The organism is Tistrella sp., assembly GCF_002684955.1.
GTDB lineage: Bacteria > Pseudomonadota > Alphaproteobacteria > Tistrellales > Tistrellaceae > Tistrella > Tistrella mobilis.
Genome location: NZ_NYWI01000073.1, coordinates 198107 through 213636, shown reverse-complemented (window position 1 = coordinate 213636; position 15530 = coordinate 198107). Strand labels below are relative to the sequence as shown.

At 66.7% G+C, this 15530-nt stretch carries 15 protein-coding genes; 7 read left to right on the top strand and 8 right to left on the bottom strand.

The features are described from left to right. The first annotated feature begins 2 nt into the window (after positions 1-2). Positions 3-1058 (top strand): branched-chain amino acid ABC transporter permease, encoded by a 1056-nt coding sequence (locus tag CMO28_RS24300; protein ID WP_014745524.1) that lies wholly within the window; start codon positions 3-5, stop codon positions 1056-1058. A gap of 3 nt (positions 1059-1061) precedes the next feature. After that, positions 1062-1928, top strand: a complete 867-nt coding sequence (locus CMO28_RS24295) for an alpha/beta fold hydrolase (protein WP_296718258.1) — start codon at positions 1062-1064, stop codon at positions 1926-1928. 219 nt (positions 1929-2147) lie between these two features. Here CMO28_RS24295 and CMO28_RS24290 read toward each other — a convergent pair whose 3' ends face one another. Beyond that, positions 2148-3716, bottom strand: coding sequence for a DEAD/DEAH box helicase (locus CMO28_RS24290; protein ID WP_296718256.1), 1569 nt, complete (start codon positions 3714-3716; stop codon positions 2148-2150). Between the two features lie 115 nt (positions 3717-3831). Between CMO28_RS24290 and CMO28_RS24285 the strand changes: the two genes are divergently transcribed. Next, a complete protein-coding gene (locus CMO28_RS24285; RefSeq protein WP_296718254.1) occupies positions 3832-4425 on the top strand; it encodes a hydrolase in 594 nt (197 codons plus the stop codon). Between the two features lie 31 nt (positions 4426-4456). After that, complete coding sequence (locus tag CMO28_RS24280) at positions 4457-5170, top strand: alpha/beta fold hydrolase (RefSeq protein ID WP_296718252.1); 714 nt, start codon at positions 4457-4459, stop codon at positions 5168-5170. Here CMO28_RS24280 and CMO28_RS24275 read toward each other — a convergent pair whose 3' ends face one another. Then, positions 5171-6364 carry an alpha-D-ribose 1-methylphosphonate 5-triphosphate diphosphatase gene (locus tag CMO28_RS24275; protein ID WP_296718249.1) on the bottom strand — a complete coding sequence of 398 codons (1194 nt, stop codon included), beginning with the start codon at positions 6362-6364 and terminating at the stop codon, positions 5171-5173. Between the two features lie 99 nt (positions 6365-6463). Next, complete coding sequence (locus tag CMO28_RS24270) at positions 6464-7822, bottom strand: globin-coupled sensor protein (RefSeq protein WP_296718248.1); 1359 nt, start codon at positions 7820-7822, stop codon at positions 6464-6466. Positions 7823-8112: 290 nt separating this feature from the next. Between CMO28_RS24270 and CMO28_RS24265 the strand changes: the two genes are divergently transcribed. Continuing rightward, on the top strand, positions 8113-8265 hold the full coding sequence (locus CMO28_RS24265) for a hypothetical protein (RefSeq protein WP_296718244.1): 153 nt from the start codon (positions 8113-8115) through the stop codon (positions 8263-8265). A 72-nt stretch (positions 8266-8337) separates the two neighbouring features. On the opposite strand, the gene CMO28_RS24260 is transcribed toward CMO28_RS24265, so the two are convergent. From CMO28_RS24260 to parE, 4 genes are read right to left on the bottom strand one after another with little or no spacing between them, the layout of a single operon-like run. After that, positions 8338-8985 (bottom strand): hypothetical protein, encoded by a 648-nt coding sequence (locus CMO28_RS24260; RefSeq protein WP_296718241.1) that lies wholly within the window; start codon positions 8983-8985, stop codon positions 8338-8340. Between the two features lie 23 nt (positions 8986-9008). Then, a complete protein-coding gene (locus tag CMO28_RS24255) occupies positions 9009-9539 on the bottom strand; it encodes a hypothetical protein (RefSeq protein WP_296718239.1) in 531 nt (176 codons plus the stop codon). 47 nt (positions 9540-9586) lie between these two features. Further along, positions 9587-10207: a hypothetical protein gene (locus CMO28_RS24250; protein ID WP_296718235.1), complete on the bottom strand. Its 621-nt coding sequence runs from the start codon at positions 10205-10207 to the stop codon at positions 9587-9589. A gap of 60 nt (positions 10208-10267) precedes the next feature. After that, entirely contained in the window at positions 10268-12247 is a 1980-nt protein-coding gene (gene parE, locus CMO28_RS24245) for a DNA topoisomerase IV subunit B (protein WP_296718232.1), read from the bottom strand. A gap of 166 nt (positions 12248-12413) precedes the next feature. Between parE and CMO28_RS24240 the strand changes: the two genes are divergently transcribed. Both CMO28_RS24240 and CMO28_RS24235 read left to right on the top strand, forming a co-directional pair. Beyond that, positions 12414-12830, top strand: a complete 417-nt coding sequence (locus tag CMO28_RS24240; RefSeq protein ID WP_062761102.1) for an acyl-CoA thioesterase — start codon at positions 12414-12416, stop codon at positions 12828-12830. A 71-nt stretch (positions 12831-12901) separates the two neighbouring features. Then, positions 12902-14479, top strand: coding sequence for a radical SAM protein (locus CMO28_RS24235; RefSeq protein WP_296718228.1), 1578 nt, complete (start codon positions 12902-12904; stop codon positions 14477-14479). A 6-nt stretch (positions 14480-14485) separates the two neighbouring features. Here the strand turns inward: CMO28_RS24235 and CMO28_RS24230 are convergent, their stop codons facing one another. Further along, positions 14486-15421 (bottom strand): LysR substrate-binding domain-containing protein, encoded by a 936-nt coding sequence (locus CMO28_RS24230; protein WP_296718225.1) that lies wholly within the window; start codon positions 15419-15421, stop codon positions 14486-14488. Positions 15422-15530: the final 109 nt, after the last annotated feature.

The window sequence follows — 15530 nt, the reverse complement described above, 5'->3', positions numbered from 1 at the left end:
CCATGCTCAACTGGATCATCTCCGGCGATCATCCGCGCAGCCGCATCCTGACCATCGTTCTGCTGGTCGTGCTGCTGGGGCTCGCCTTCGCCCCCTTCGTCTTCCCCGGCACCCGCTCGCTTGCGGTTGCGGCGCGCATCTGCGTGCTGATCGTGCTGGTCGCCTCGTACGATATCCTGCTCGGCTATACCGGCATCGTCTCCTTCGCCCACACCATGTTCTTCGGCATCGGCGCCTATGGGGTCGCAATCTCGCTGAATGCGCTGGGCCCGAGCTGGGGAGCCGTCGGCCTCGGCACGGTTGCGGGCGTGCTGCTCTCGATCGTGGTGGCGGCGGTGATCGGCCTGCTGTCGCTCAGGGTGAGGGCGATCTTCTTCAGCATGATCACGCTTGCGGTGGCGAGCTTCTTCCTGATCCTGGCGTCGCAGCTCTCGTGGCTGACCGGCGGCGAGGACGGCATGTCGTTCAGCATCCCGCGGCTGCTGAGCCCGGCCTTCAAGCTGGTCGACGGCGAGGTGCTGGGCCAGAAGATCAACGGCCGCATCATCGCCTATTACCTGGTCTTCCTGGTCTCTCTGCTGCTGTTCCTGTTCATGCTGCGCGTGGTCAACTCGCCCTTCGGCCGGGTGCTTCAGGCCATCCGCGAGAACGACTTCCGGGCCGAGGCGCTCGGCAACAGGGTGGTGATCTACCGCACCGCCGCCTCGTGCCTGGTGGCGGCGCTGGCGGCGCTTGCCGGGGTGCTGAACGCGCTCTGGCTGCGCTATACCGGGCCCGACGCGACGCTCTCTTTCGCGATCATGCTCGACGTGCTGCTGATGGTGGTGATCGGCGGCATGGGGACGCTTTATGGTGCGGTGATCGGCGTGGTGATCCTCAGCCTGGCGCAGTTCTACCTTCAGGACCTGATGGGCACGGCCTCCGAGGCGCTGGCCGGCATCCCGATCCTGCCCGAGCTGATCGCCGCCGATCGCTGGATGCTGTGGCTGGGCATCCTGTTCGTGCTCTCGGTCTACTTCTTCCCCACCGGCATCGTCGGCAAACTCAGGGAACGCTGATCCATGACCTCCACCCCCGATCCCACCTCGACCCCGAATCCCACCTCAGAGTTCCTGACCGCCTGCGGTCATGAGATCCACCTGATGCACTGGTCGAAGGGCCGGTCGGAACCGGTGGTGATGTGGCACGGCCTCGCCCGGACCGGCCGTGATTTCGACCCCTGCGCGGCCCATTTCGCCGATCGCTACCGCATCGTGGCCCCCGACACCATCGGCCGCGGCCTGTCGTCGTGGTCGAAGACCCCCGATGCCGAGTACCGGCTGGAGCATTATGCCGATATCGCGGTGGAGCTGCTCGACCGGCTGGGCATCGAGCGGATGCGCTGGGTGGGCACCTCGATGGGCGGTGCCATCGGCATGGTGCTGGCCGCAGGCCCGCTGCGGGACCGGATCACCCATCTGGTTCTGAACGATATCGGCCCGGCATTGTCGCCGGTGGCGGTCGGCCGGATCCGGTCTTACGTCACCCAGCCGCCGGTTTTCGACACGGTGCTGGAGCTGGAGGCCTATCTGCGCACCATCTACGCCCCCTATGGCGCGATCACCGATGCCCAATGGCGGCAGATGGCCGAAACCTCCACCCGCCGCCGCGATGACGGCAAGGTGACCGTGCATTATGACCCTGCCGTCATGCGCGTTTTTGCAGAGACGACAGACGATTTCGAGATGTGGGATGCCTGGGATGCCATTCGTGCCAAGACCTTGGTCATGCGCGGCGAGACCAGTGACCTGCTGACCCAGGATACGGCCGAAGAAATGACCCGCCGCGGGCCCAAGGCGAGACTTGCGGTCATTCCCGGCTGCGGGCATGCTCCGGCTCTGAACGTTCCCGACCAGTTGCAGCTGATCGAGGACTTCCTCGCCAGCTGATTTTTGACGCCCTTCCTCGCTGCGGCCGGTTCCGGGAACCGGTCATGGCGGGGGCCTCGATCGGCGGGGCCGGGAGACAGCCCGCCGGTCGAAACTGGACCGCCCTGGAAGCAGTGCTTCCAGGGCGGTTTTTTCGTCGGGCCGCGCGCCGGGATGCCGTGCCACGAAAAACCCCCGGAGACTCTCTCCGGGGGCGATGTCGTCCGGCGGTACAGCCGGTCAGCCGGTGCGGGCAGATTTCAGCATGAAGGCCGGAATGTCCTTGCCAAAGCCCAGCGGTGTATCGTCTTCACGCTGGCGGCGCTCGGACGAACGGGCCCGCTCGGGCTTGCGCTCGGCTGCACGGCGGGGCTCAGGAGCAGGTGCGGGGGCTTCCTCGACCGCCTCGACCTCGTCAACGGCAGCCTCAGCCTCCACGACCTCGACAGGCCGGCTCTCGACGGAGCGGGGCGTGCGACGCTTGCGCCGCTCGGGCTTTGCAGCCGGGGCAGGGGTGTCGTCGACGGCCGGTGCAGCCTCTTCGGCCTGGACCTCTTCGGCGGCCGGCAGATCTGCCGCTTCGGCCTCGCGGCGCCGCCGCGGACGGGTGCGGGCCCCACGGGGGGTGCGGCCGCCGGCTGCGGCTTCAGTCTCGGCGTCAGCCGGGGCTTCGGCCGGTGCCTTGACCGACAGATCGCTCAGCTCTTCCAACGGCTTGCCTCCCAGCAGGGCGACCACGCGGTCGTAGAGCTTCTTGTCTTCGGGCGTGACCAGCATGATCGCGGTGCCGCTGCGGCCGGCACGGCCCGTCCGGCCGATGCGGTGGATGTAGTCTTCCGCGGCCAGCGGCACATCGTAATTGAACACGTGGCTGACATGTTCGATGTCGAGCCCACGGCCGGCGACGTCGGTCGCGATCAGGAACTTGATCCGGTTGTCGCGGAAGGCGGCCAGCGTCTCGTTGCGCGCATCCTGGGTCATGTCACCATGGAGCGCGCCGACATCGTGGCCGGCCCGCTTCAGCGTCTCGTAAAGCGTCGCGACCGTGCGCTTGCGATTGCAGAAGATGATGCCGTTGCCGACCGGCTCGTTGCGCATCAGGGTCTCGAGCGGGCGGCGCTTGGCGCGCTCGTTCGGCACCTGGACGACCAGCTGACGGACGGTGGAGGCGGCGGTGGACTGCGGCGCCACCGACACTTCTTTGGGGTTCATCAGGAACTTGTCGGCCAGACGCCGGATCTCGGGCGGCATGGTCGCCGAAAACAGCAGGGTCTGGCGGATCTGTGGCAGCAGGCTGGCGATCCGCTCAAGATCAGGGATGAAACCCATGTCGAGCATACGGTCGGCTTCGTCGACCACCAGGATGCGGACGTCGGTCAGCAGCACGCGGCCGCGCTCGAAATGATCGAGCAGGCGTCCGGGCGTCGCGATCAGCACGTCGACGCCCTTGTCGAGCGCCTTCTCCTGGTCGGAGAACGACACGCCGCCGATGAGCAGCGCCATCGACAGCGGCGTGTACTTGCCGTAGGTGTTGAAATTCTCGGCAATCTGCTGCGCCAGCTCGCGGGTCGGCGTCATGATCAGCGAACGCGGCATGCGCGCCCGAACCCGGCCCTGGGCCAGGATGTCGATCATCGGCAGGGTAAAGGACGCCGTCTTGCCGGTGCCGGTCTGCGCGCAGCCGAGCACGTCCCGCCCCTGGAGCACCCAGGGGATGGCCTTCTCCTGGATGGGGGTCGGCTGATTGTAGCCGGCGTCATTGACCGCCCGCAGGAGTTCGGCACTCAGGCCCAGATCTTCGAATGTCATTGCGAGACGGTACGCCCGATCTGCTTGTCGATATCCGGATGTGTGGGCCATATATAACCGCCGCGGCGTGCAAGTCAATCACGGCGACCGGCCTTAACCCCCAGGAGGCAAGGACTTGACTGATTTCTCCCCCCGCCGCCCCGAAAACCGCACCCGTCCGGCCGGTGCGCTGATGGATGCAGATGCCGACCTCTTGGTGGTGATCGACCTTCAGGCCCGGCTGATGCCGGCGATTGCCGGCGGCGAGGCCGCGGTTGCCGATGCCGGCCGCCTGATCGACGGCGCGCGGGCGCTGGGCATTCCGGTGCTGGCGACCGAACAGTATCCCCAAGGATTGGGCCTGACGGTCGATGTGATCCGCGACCGGCTCGACCCGTCCGAGATCGTATCCAAGATCACCTTCTCGTCCTGGAACGAGAATGCCTTCCGCGACCGGGTGATCGCTTCGGGCCGTCGGCGCCTGGTGGTCTGCGGCACCGAAGCCCATGTCTGCGTGCTGCAGACCGTGCTTGACGCCGCCCGCGCCGGCTTCCAGCTTGCGGTGGTCGCCGATGCGGTCGCGAGCCGCGCGCCCGCCAACAAGGCGCTCGCCCTCGACCGCATGGCCCGCCATGGCGTCGAGATCGTCTCGACCGAGATGGTGCTGTTCGAATGGCTGGGCCGCGCCGGCGATGACCGCTTCAAGGCGGTGCTGCCGCTGATCCGCTGACCGGATTGCACATTCCGAAAGGTTGTTACGGATGTCCGACCGCCTGCCCCTGGTCCTGCTGCCGGGCCTGCTCTGTGACCATGACCTCTGGGCATCGGTTCTGGATGGGCTTTCGGCGCGCGCCGACATGACGGTGGCCGACCTCACCAGGGATGACAGTGTGGGTGCCATGGCGTCCCGGGTGCTGAACGAGGTGACGGCTCCGCGTTTCGCCCTTGCCGGGCTGTCGATGGGCGGCTATGTGGCGCAGGAGATCATGCGCCAGGCGCCCGACCGGGTGATCGGCCTGGCTCTGCTCGATACCTCCGCCCGGGCCGATACCGAAGAGCAGAAGGCGCGGCGTCGGACGCTGATCGATGTGGCGAGCCGCGGCCGTTTCAAGGGTGTGACGCCGCGCCTGCTGCCGGTGCTGATCCACGAAGACCGGCTGACCGACGACGCGCTGACCGGGCGGATCATGGCCATGGCAGAGAGGGTCGGCCATCCGGCCTTTCTGCGCCAGCAGGAGGCGATCATGGCCCGACCGGACGGGCGGGCGGATCTCGCCCGGATCGCCTGTCCGACGCTGGTGGTCTGCGGGTGCGAGGACGCGCTGACCCCGCTGCCGCTGGCCGAGGAGATGGCGGCCGCCATCCCCGGGGCCGAGCTTCGTGTCATCGAAGATTGCGGGCATCTGCCGCCGATGGAACGTCCGGCCGAAGCGGTGGCGGCGATGGCCGGCTGGCTCGACCGCCTGACGGCCTGATCAGATCTGACGAGTGAGCAGGCGCACGCCTGTCGCATCGGCATACATCACCCGGCCATTGACGATGGTGAGCGCCACCCGCGGCACCAGCGGATCGGTATCGTCGATCACGACCAGATCGGCGCGCAGACCCGGCGCGAGGCGACCGCGGTCGCTGAGCCCTGCGGCACGCGCCGGCCCCGCCGAGACCAGCGACCAGGCCCGCGCAAGACCGAGCCCGGTCGTGGTGGCGGTCACGAAGGGGGCCGAGAGCAGCGCCGCATGGCTGTAATCGCTGGCGACCAGGGTGGCGGCACCGGCGGCGACGGCGTCGCGCGCGTCCAGCCGTCCGGCATGGCTGGTGCCGCGCAGCAGGTTGGGGGCACCGACCATCACCTCGTCACCGGCCGAGACGGCCGCCCTGGCCGTCGCCATGTCGACCGGGAATTCGGCGATGCGGGCACCGAGCGAGCGGGCAGCGCTGCGTGCCTCGGGCGTCTCGTCGTCATGGGACAGCAGGGGGATGCCGGCATCACGGGCGAGGGCTGCAAGCCGGCGTGCCGCGGCCCATTGTTCCGTCCGATCGGCGGCCAGCGCATCGATCCTGGCCAGAAGCTCGTCGGTCGACAGGCCGGATCGACCGGCGACGACCGCTAGCTTTGCAGGCCGGGCGCGCATGGCGATGAAATCGGGCAGATGATCATTCAGTGCCAGAAGGTCGACCAGACCGTCGGCAAGCCAGGCCTCGACCCGTGCGGCACCTGCGGCATTGGCGACTTCGTGGCGCAGATGAACGCGGGTATCGACCATCAACCGGGGCTTCAGGGCGTGGATCGCCAGGATCAGGGCTTCCGCCGCGTCCAGGCTGCGCAACCCCGGTTCCCACGACGCCGTGATCCCGTGCGCAGCCGTGGTGATGCCCAGCGCCGCCATCTGGCGGTCGGTATCGACAAGGCCCAGATCGACCGGAAAATGCACGCCGGGGCGGGGCATGATCTGACGCTCGAAGGCGTCCCCGTGCAGGTCGATCAGACCGGGCGCCACCAGCAGATCGCCGAGATCGATCGCATCACCGCCGATCTGCCGCGAGGTGTCGACGATGCGCCCCTCGGCGAGGGTCAGCCTGCCCGGCGCGATTTCGCCATCGGCCAGCAGCATGCGCCGGCCGCACAGGGCGAGCGGAGAGGTGGGGGAGAAAAGGGGCGCCGCCGTCATGATACCGTTCCGCGTGCAGGATCGGGGAGGGGACGCGGACGATAGGACGGCGGCGGGGGGAGAGGGGATGAAACTCTCGTGACAGCCTGTGTTTCGTCGTCAGCCGACGCTGGAGATGAAGCGGTCGACTTCGGTACGCAGGTGGTGGGATTCCTGGTCGAGTTCCGAGGCCGCATCCACCACCCGGCGGGCCGCGACGCCCGTCTCGCGCGCGGCATTGCCGACACCGGTGATGATGTCCGACACCTTGTGGGTGGCGGTCGCGGCATCGGCGGTCGAGCTTGCGACTTCGCGGGTGGCGGCGGTCTGTTCCTCGGTGGCGGCGGCGATGGTGGTGGTGGTGCCGTCGAGTGCTGCGATCGCCGAGGCGACGGCATCCGATGTGCTGGCGACGCGGGAGATGATCGACCGGACCTGATCGATCTGGCCGCCGATCTCTTCCGTCGCCTTCTGCGTCTGGCCGGCCAGGGTCTTGACCTCGTTCGCCACCACGGCGAAGCCGCGGCCGGCCTCTCCGGCACGGGCGGCCTCGATGGTCGCGTTGAGGGCCAGGAGATTGGTCTGCTCGGCGATCGTGCGGATCAGGGTGACGATCTTGCCGATGCTTTCGGCCGCGCCGACCAGTTCGTTGATCGCGGTCCGCCCGGCATCGACATGGCCGACGGCATCCGACGAGAGCTGCTTCATCCGCTCCAGCTGATGGGCAATCTCGCTGGCGGCCCGGCTCATTTCCTCGGTGGCGGCGGCGGCGGAGCCGACCGCACGGCTGGCATCGGCGGCCGCCATGTCGACCGTTTCCGCGCTGGTGCTGGTGGCCTCGGCATTGCTTGCCATCCGGCTGGCGCTGTCGCGCATCGCACCGGCGGCGTCGCCGACGCTTTCGACGATCGTGCCCACGGTGGAGCGGAAGGCATCGACCAGATGGCGCAGGGCTTCCGCCTTCTCGGCGCGGCCCCGCTCCAGATAGATCGAGATGGCGAAATCCATGTCGAGCATGGCCGCGCGGATCAAGGCAGTGCCGTAGCGGGCGAGCTTCTCCGAGCGACGCCCGAAGAGCCCGTTTTCCATGTCGCGGGTCAGCCGCTCCATGATGCCGGAGAGGATGAAGGCATAACCGCCGATATACCAGCCGGGCTCCAGGCCGAGACGGGCGTGGACGTTGCCGATGCGGCGGACCGAGTCGACATAGGTCTGGTCGAACCGGCCGTCGGCGATGACCAGCCAGTGCTTGAGCTGGGCGCCACGGGCGCGATCCTGACCGGTCGAGCCGCCAAACATCCGGCCCAGCTCCGGGTAGTGGCGGAGATGCTCGTAGAAGGCGGCGAGCACGTCCGGGAGGTGCTTCTCAAGGAAGGGCTTCAGTGCCCGGAGATCGGCACGCGCTGCGTCGTCCAGACGCAGAAACGCGAGCCGTTCCGACGTTTCATCCGTCTGAGACAGGGCGGCCGTCATGTTCATTATATTCTCCCGGCTGCGGGCGCGTGGTATTTGTTGTAGCTGATGCGCCAATCTATCCCGTCAGAGGTTATCGAAGCGTAAAGCCCGAACGTGATTTGCACGGTAAATTCGCGTCTCTCTAAATCAGAAGTTTGTCCGAGAGTGCTGAAGATCATCCGATCATGATCGGACAACATGGTTGAAAATTTGATGGTGACTTGGCACGATGCGGAAAATCAGCAGTCGACAGTGATCTGGAACATTGAGCGTCTCGTAGGTGGTGCGTCGATACCCCAGCGAGGATGTCTGCCATGGTGGATCATGTTTCCAGGCTGTCGCGTGAATGTGACGTCATCACCGACGCCCTGCGCTCATTGGCCCAACGCATGAAAACCAGCCGTGAGCACCTGTCGGTTGCCGCCCGGAACTTTCAGGAAGCGGCAAGCCGTAACCGGTTGCTGTAACCGTCCGGCGCACGTATTGAACGCGACAGGGGGAGATCGCCTCTCCCCCTTTTTTTGCGTCTTTCAGACCCCTCAGCCGGCCATCCACCAGGGACCGATCGGTGCCCGGGCATCGTTGCAGAAGCCGAGGCAGTCATTGTCCATGTTCGGATTCCGCGGCGGGGTGACTTCCAGCAGCAGGGCGCGGACCAGCGGCGCATATCCGGCCCCATCGGCCGTGGGGATCGAGAGGCTGCCCTGGGTGGCACTGACCGTCGTGTCGCCGTAACAGATGGCGAGGCCCAGCTGCTGTGGCCCGGTCGGGGCCATAGCCGGGGCAGTGGGCATCGCCGGATTGGCCGTCTGCAGTGCCTTCGCCGTGCAGGCCTCGGTGCGCGGCGTGACGTTGCCGCCGGTCTGGATGACCAGATAATAGCCGGCGGGCACGCTGCCCGGGGCGGGATCGGCCAGGGTGAACCCGGCGGAGGGGCGCGGATACCCGCGGGTCAGCGCATCGACGACCACAGCACCGCTCGTGTCCGCATCCATCCCCGCCAGCGGACGCGGCACCACCACCGGCATTGGTTGCGCCCGGAAGGCACGGTCCACGGCGTCGCGGTCGTAAAAGCTGCCGACGAAGGGCGGCTCGATCCGCGTCAGAGCCATGCCGGCACAGGCGCTGAGCGCCGGGGCAGCCAGCAGGGCGACAAGAGACAGTGCGCGCAGGCGGGAGGCGGACATGGGAGGGATACCCTTGAACGACGTCAGTTGCCGCCGCGGCGCGTGCCGGAATCGCCGGGCTGCTTCAGAAGGATGACGGCCTGACCCAGCGCCTGATCAAGGGCGGCCGGATCCGTGGCACGGACCGTGGCAGCACCGAGAGGGTCGCCCGTATCGGCGCAGAGGGCAAGCTGCAGACGCTCGGTACCGTCCGGCCGGCCCACGGCCACAGGGTCGCAGGCATTGAGGACGATCGGCTGCGTATCGGCCCGCAGCAGGATATGCGGCCCGTCCGGCCGTGTGGTCGCGACAGGCAGGGGATGACCGACCGCGCGCCCGACGGCATCGGCCAGCGGCCGGGCCTGATCGGGGGTTCCGGCGGCGACCACCACCGGCGGGCTGCCCGACAGGAACATGGTGACGTCCTGGCTGGTTGCCCAGCCGACGCGGCGGGCGTTTTCGACCGTCGTACCGGCGCCGGCACAGCCGGCGAGCGCCGCGATGAGGGCGATCGTTCCCGCGACCAGGGGAAGGCGGCGTGCACTTGCGGGGCGTGCGGTCCCGATCCGATCCATCTTGATCCAGGCTCCCATAACCGGCAGGGAAGCCGGCCGCGGCCCGGTCAGCTGCCTCTGCGTTGGATGTTCTCGCGCGGGTCGCGCAGGAGAACCAGGCTCTGGGCGGCGATGTCTTCAAGCGGGGAGGTTGCCTGAAGGTCGAATGGGCCGCGCGCCGTCACCGTTGCCACCATGGATCGAGAATTGCACAGGCTGATCCGCCAGCTGATGACGGGTGTCACCGCGTCATCGGCATCGCCATCATTTTCTCCGCCCGGATCACGATCGCCGCCCCTGAGATCGGCGGTACAGACCTCGTCGGTGTTGACGACGGGCGGATCGAACCGCACGAGGATGTGCGGCCTGGTACCGGCATCCGCCAGGATTTCGAGCGAGTTGCGGCTGCGGGACACAGCTTTCGCGATCCCGTCGATGACCGCGGCTTCGGTCGCAATGCGAGAAAGGCCGGGCAGGTCGCCGCGTACCACCACCATCAGCGGCTGATAGGCGAGCATCATCCGGATGTCGGTGTCGGACACCCAGCCTGCATGGCGGACGCTTTCAACTACCACCACGTTCTCGGCATCACAGCCCGCGACTGCGAGAAATAACACGGCGGCGATCAGCCCGCGCATCGGGCGAGAGTGGCGCATCGGGGTGGGATGAGGCAGGCGTCGGGGGGCCATGCAGGATGCTCTTGGTTTGACGCAGACGTCGTGTGAAACGCCAGCATCGCCCCTTGATGATCAGACGTCGAGGGCTTCCGTGACGAAGCGGGCGTTTTCCTGAATGAACTGGAAACGCTTCTCGGGCCGCTTGCCCATCAGGGTCTCGACGCGTTCCGCGACCAGCATCCGGCTGCCCTGGTCGATGCCGACCCGAAGCAGGGTGCGGGTCTCGGGCGCCATGGTGGTCTCTTTCAGCTGCCGTGCCGGCATTTCGCCGAGGCCCTTGAAGCGGCTGATCTCGGTCTTCGCCCCCTTGAAGCGGGTTGCGAGCAGATGCTTCAGGTCGGCATCGTCGCGGGCATAGGCGGTATCGCCGCCACGTGCGACGCGGTAGAGCGGCGGCACCGCCAGATAGAGCCGGCCGGAATCGATCAACCCGGGCATCTGGCGGAAGAAGAAGGTCATCAGCAGCGAGGCGATATGCGCGCCGTCGACATCGGCATCGGTCATGATGACGATACGCTCGTAGCGCAGATCCGCCAGCTTGAAGTCCCGGCCGGTGCCGCTGCCCAGCGCCAGGATGATGTCGTTGATTTCCTGGTTGCCCTTGAGCTTGTCGAGCGAGGCCGAGGCGACGTTCAGGATCTTGCCGCGCAGGGCCAGAACCGCCTGGGTATCGCGGTTGCGCGCCTGTTTGGCCGAGCCGCCGGCCGAGTCGCCCTCAACCAGGAAAAGCTCGGTGCCGTCGGCCTCGTCGCGGGTGCAGTCGGCAAGCTTGCCGGGCAGACGCAGCCGCCTGGTGGCGGTCTTGCGGCCGACGGTCTTTTCTTCCTTCCGGCGCAGGCGTTCCTCGGCGCGGTCGAGTACGAAGGCGAGCAGGTCGCTGGCGGCGGCGGGATTGGCGGTCAGCCAGTGTTCGAACCGGTCGCGGATCGCATTCTCCACCAGACGCGATGCCTGGGGCGAGGTCAGGCGGTCCTTGGTCTGGCCCTGGAACTGCGGATCGGGAATGAAGACCGAGAGCAGCACCACCGCACCGCCCAGGATGTCGTCGGCGGTGATCTGCTGGGCGCGCTTGGCGGCCCGGGCCTGCTTCTGGGACAGCTCGGCAAAGCTGCGCAGCGCTTTGGTCAGCGCCGAGCGCAAGCCGAGTTCATGCGTGCCGCCGAGCGGGGTCGGCACGGTGTTGCAGTACCAGGAGGTGAAGCCCTGGCCTTCGAGTGGCCAGGTGATGGCCCAGTCGATCTTCGACTGCCCCTCGCTCTCCACCAGGCCGGTGAAAGCCTCGGGCGTGACGGTCGGGCCGTCGACGAGCGTCGCCATGAAATCGGCAAGACCGCCCGGGAAATGCAGGGTCTCTTCGGCCGGCACCTCGCCATCGGCGGCAAGGAGCGCCGGATCGCAGGCCCAGCGGATTTCGACACCGCGATGCAGATAGGCTTTGGAGCGCACCAGCCGGTAAAGCGTGGCGGGCTTGAAGCGCAGATCGCCGAAGATCTCGGCATCCGGATGGAACCAGACCGTTGTACCGCGACGATTGGGCGCGGCCCCTTTCAGCACCAGCGGCCCCTGCGGACGCCCGCGGGAATAGTCCTGCGCCCAGAGCTTCCGGTCGCGCGCGACCTCGATCACCATCCGGTCGGACAGCGCGTTGACCACCGAAATGCCGACGCCGTGCAGACCGCCCGAAGTCGCATAGACCTTGCCGTTGAACTTGCCGCCGGCATGCAGGGTGGTCATCACCACCTCGAGCGCGGACTTGTCCTTGTATTTCGGATGCGGGTCCACCGGGATGCCACGACCGTTGTCGCGGATCATCAGCGTGTTGTCGGCGGTGAGTCCGACCTCGATCCGGGTGGCGTGGCCGGCGACGGCCTCGTCCATCGAATTGTCGAGGATTTCGGCCGCGAGATGGTGCAGTGCACGATCGTCGGTGCCGCCGATATACATGCCGGGACGGCGGCGCACCGGCTCCAGACCCTCGAGAACCTCGATGTCCGCCGCCGAATACCCAGTGCCGCCGGTTCCGGCTGCGTCGCTTTCGAAGAGATCTGACATGGCGCGGATTATAGGAATCGCGCGGATCACCGGCAAGGGCTACAGTCGATGTTACGTCGCGGGTCGGGCGATGTCACGTCGCGGGCCGGCGGAAGCCCGGAGGATCGGCCCTGTTGCGCTGCAGCCTGTCCGGCCCTGCACCCATCGATGAGGGGAGCCCTGCGCCATGACCCGCAGCCACGAGCCCGGTACCATGCCGCGCCGCCCGGAAGGCGCGGCGGAGCTGCGCACCGTCGCCATGCCTGCCGATGCGAACCCGGCAGGCGACATCTTCGGCGGCTGGGTGATGTCGCAGATGGACATCGCCGGAGGCATCGCAGCCGGCCAGCGCGCCCGCGGCCGGGTCGTCACCGCCGCCGTGGACGCAATGAGCTTTCTGAAGCCGGTGCGGGTCGGCGACCTGGTCAGCGTCTATTGCCGCATCGTCGGCACGGGGCGAAGCTCGATCCGTCTGCATCTGGAAACCTGGGTGACCCGCCGCCGCACCGGCCTTGAGGATCCGATCGAGGAGCTGGTGACCGAAGCGGTCTTCACCTTCGTGGCGGTCGATGCCGAGGGGCGGCCGCGGCCGCTGCCGGATTGAGCACAGATCCGCCAACTCTTGCCCACGCGTGCTTCTCGGCTGATGATGCAGAGGATCTTGATCCTGATCTCATGGCGACGCGGATGAATGTCTATATAATTGCTCCGGGCTTGATGTTCAGTCGCGATGCCCTCGCATCAGATCAGGTGCTGCACCTGGACAGAACCTATGCGTTTGTGGCGGCGGCGGGGATTACCACGGTCGCAGCCTTTTTTGATGGACGCTTTAAACTCAGACTATGTGATGAACTGATCGAACCCGTGGATTTTGATGATCCGGCGGATGTCATCTGCCTCAGCATAAATGTGGCACAGGTGACACGCGGGCTGGAAATCGCCCGTCGTTTTCGGGCCATGGGACGGACGGTCGTCATGGGCGGTGCCCATGTCTCACTGGCACCCGAGCTTTTCGAGGGAGAGGCCGACTGCCTGGTCGTGGGTGAGTTCGAGCCGGTCGCCGGACAGTTTGTGGATGATCTCTATGCCGGGCGGCTTGCCGCGCGCTACCAGGGCGGCCGGGCGGATCTCGCGACATCGCGCCCGCCGCGCTGGGACCTGTATCCCAATGATCGCGCCATCTGCGGCGTCGTCCAGACGAGCAGAGGCTGCCCGTTCGATTGTGAATTCTGTGACGTCATCCAATATGTCGGGCGCGTGCAACGTCATAAGCCGGTGGATGCGGTTCTCACCGAAGTTCAGCTGCTTTACGATCACGGCTATCGGAACGTCAATATCTCTGACGACAACTTCACGGTCTACCGCCAGAGGACACATGCGCTGCTTGACGCCCTGATCGCCTGGAATGGTCGTGACGGTCGTGATCCGGTGCAGTTCCACACCCAGGCCTCGATCGATCTCGCCCGTGATGAGGATGTTCTCGCCAAATGCGCTGCGGCTGGTGTCCGGCAGATTTTCGTCGGCCTCGAGACGAATGACGAAGGGGCCTTGAAGGAGGCACGAAAACGCCAGAATCTCCACCAGAACCTGGTGGAGCAGTGCCAGCGGATCGTCTCTGCCGGCATCAGCCTCGATGCAGGATTGATGGTCGGCTTCGACAGTGACGATCTGGGATGCTTTGAGCGGCAGTTCGATTTCGGCATGGCGCTTCCGGCCGTCAATCTGCGGGTGGCCGTCCTGATCGCGCCGATTGCGACGCCGCTCTATGCACGGCTCAAGGCACAGGGCAGACTTCTGGATGATGTCGGCCACGAAGCGGTTTCCGGCGGCAGCCCCTGGACCAATATGAGGCCGCTCAACATGACGCGCGAGCAACTGGCCGAAGGCGCATTGTGGCTGGTCGACGCACTCATGCATCCGGACAATGTCATCCGTCGGTTCGAGCATCTTGCGAGCCTGTTGAAACCGGCACCGGAACATCTGCGGCGGTCTGCGCGGCGTAAGTTCCGCAATGCGGGCGCATCGGCCTCGCTGAATGTGATCCTCAAAGGCATGAAAGACCCTGGTGGCAGCCGGGTCATCGAAGCGGTGAACGCCCTGACGAAATCGCGCCCCGAAATCGCGCAGGATCTGTCGTCGGCACTCGCCATCTATCTGAATTCATACATGTCGATACGCACGCTGCGGCAGGCGCGGCCAAGGCAGGTGCCGGACGCCTTGCCTGCCCGCTTTCCTGTCAGTCTGAGTGGCTGAGGATCGTCAGCTGATCGACGGGGGGGGACCGAGAGCTCCGGCGACGGCCGCCAGATCCGTGTCGCGACGGCGCTCCATCACTGTCACAAATGCGCGTGCAAGGGCGTTCGGCCCCCCCGTCGTGACCTGCAGCCGGGTGGTGACGAAGGGCAGGTCCGCCGCAAGGCGCAGCATGATCAGACCCTGCCCGATGAAATCCAGCGCGGTGATCGGGTTGACCACGCCGACGCCGACCCCTTCGACGACCATGGCGCAGAGCGCTGAACTGGTCGGCGTTTCGACCAGCCGTGCCGGTGTCACGCCCTCGCCGGCCAGAAGACGATCGAGCCGCTGGCGGTAAGGGTCGCTCGCCCCCAGCATCACCAGGGGCTGCCCGGCCAGATCTGCGGGGACGACGACCTCACGGCCGGCGAGGGGATGGCCGGCCGGAACCACGGCGACCTCGGGGCAGTCGGTGAACGGGCGGGTGTCGAGCCCGGTGACGTCGATATCATAGGCGGCGATGCCGATATCGACCTCGCGGCTGCGGGTGGCGCGGACCACGTCGGACGACATCAGCGGCGTGACCGACAGGCTGGCTTTGGGATGGTCGGCCAGGAAGTCGGCGATGGTCCGGGCGATGAAGCCCTGGGCGAAGGCGGGCAGGCAGCCGACGCGCAGATGGCCGGTATGGCGCCGTCGCAGCTGGCTCGCGACCTGGGCGATGCGGTCGATGCCGGCATAGCTCTGCCGGACCGTCTCCATCAGTTCGCGGGCATCCGCCGTGGGGTCCAGCCGGCCACGGACGCGGCGGAAGAGCTGAAGACCGGTCGCATCTTCCAACTGCCGGATCGATCGGGTGACCGCCGGCTGCGAGGTGGCGAGCACATTCGCCGCTGCGGTGACGGTGCCCAGCGTCATCACCGCCTGAAAGGCATCGAGCTGGCGCATGCCGAGTTTCATGGGGCCCTCCGCTCTTCCGTCATCCATATCAGAAACGTATGAAGTGCCGCCAAAACGGCATTGGACCGATATGGTATCCCTGGCCGATGCTCCGTGGCGAGCCGCCTGT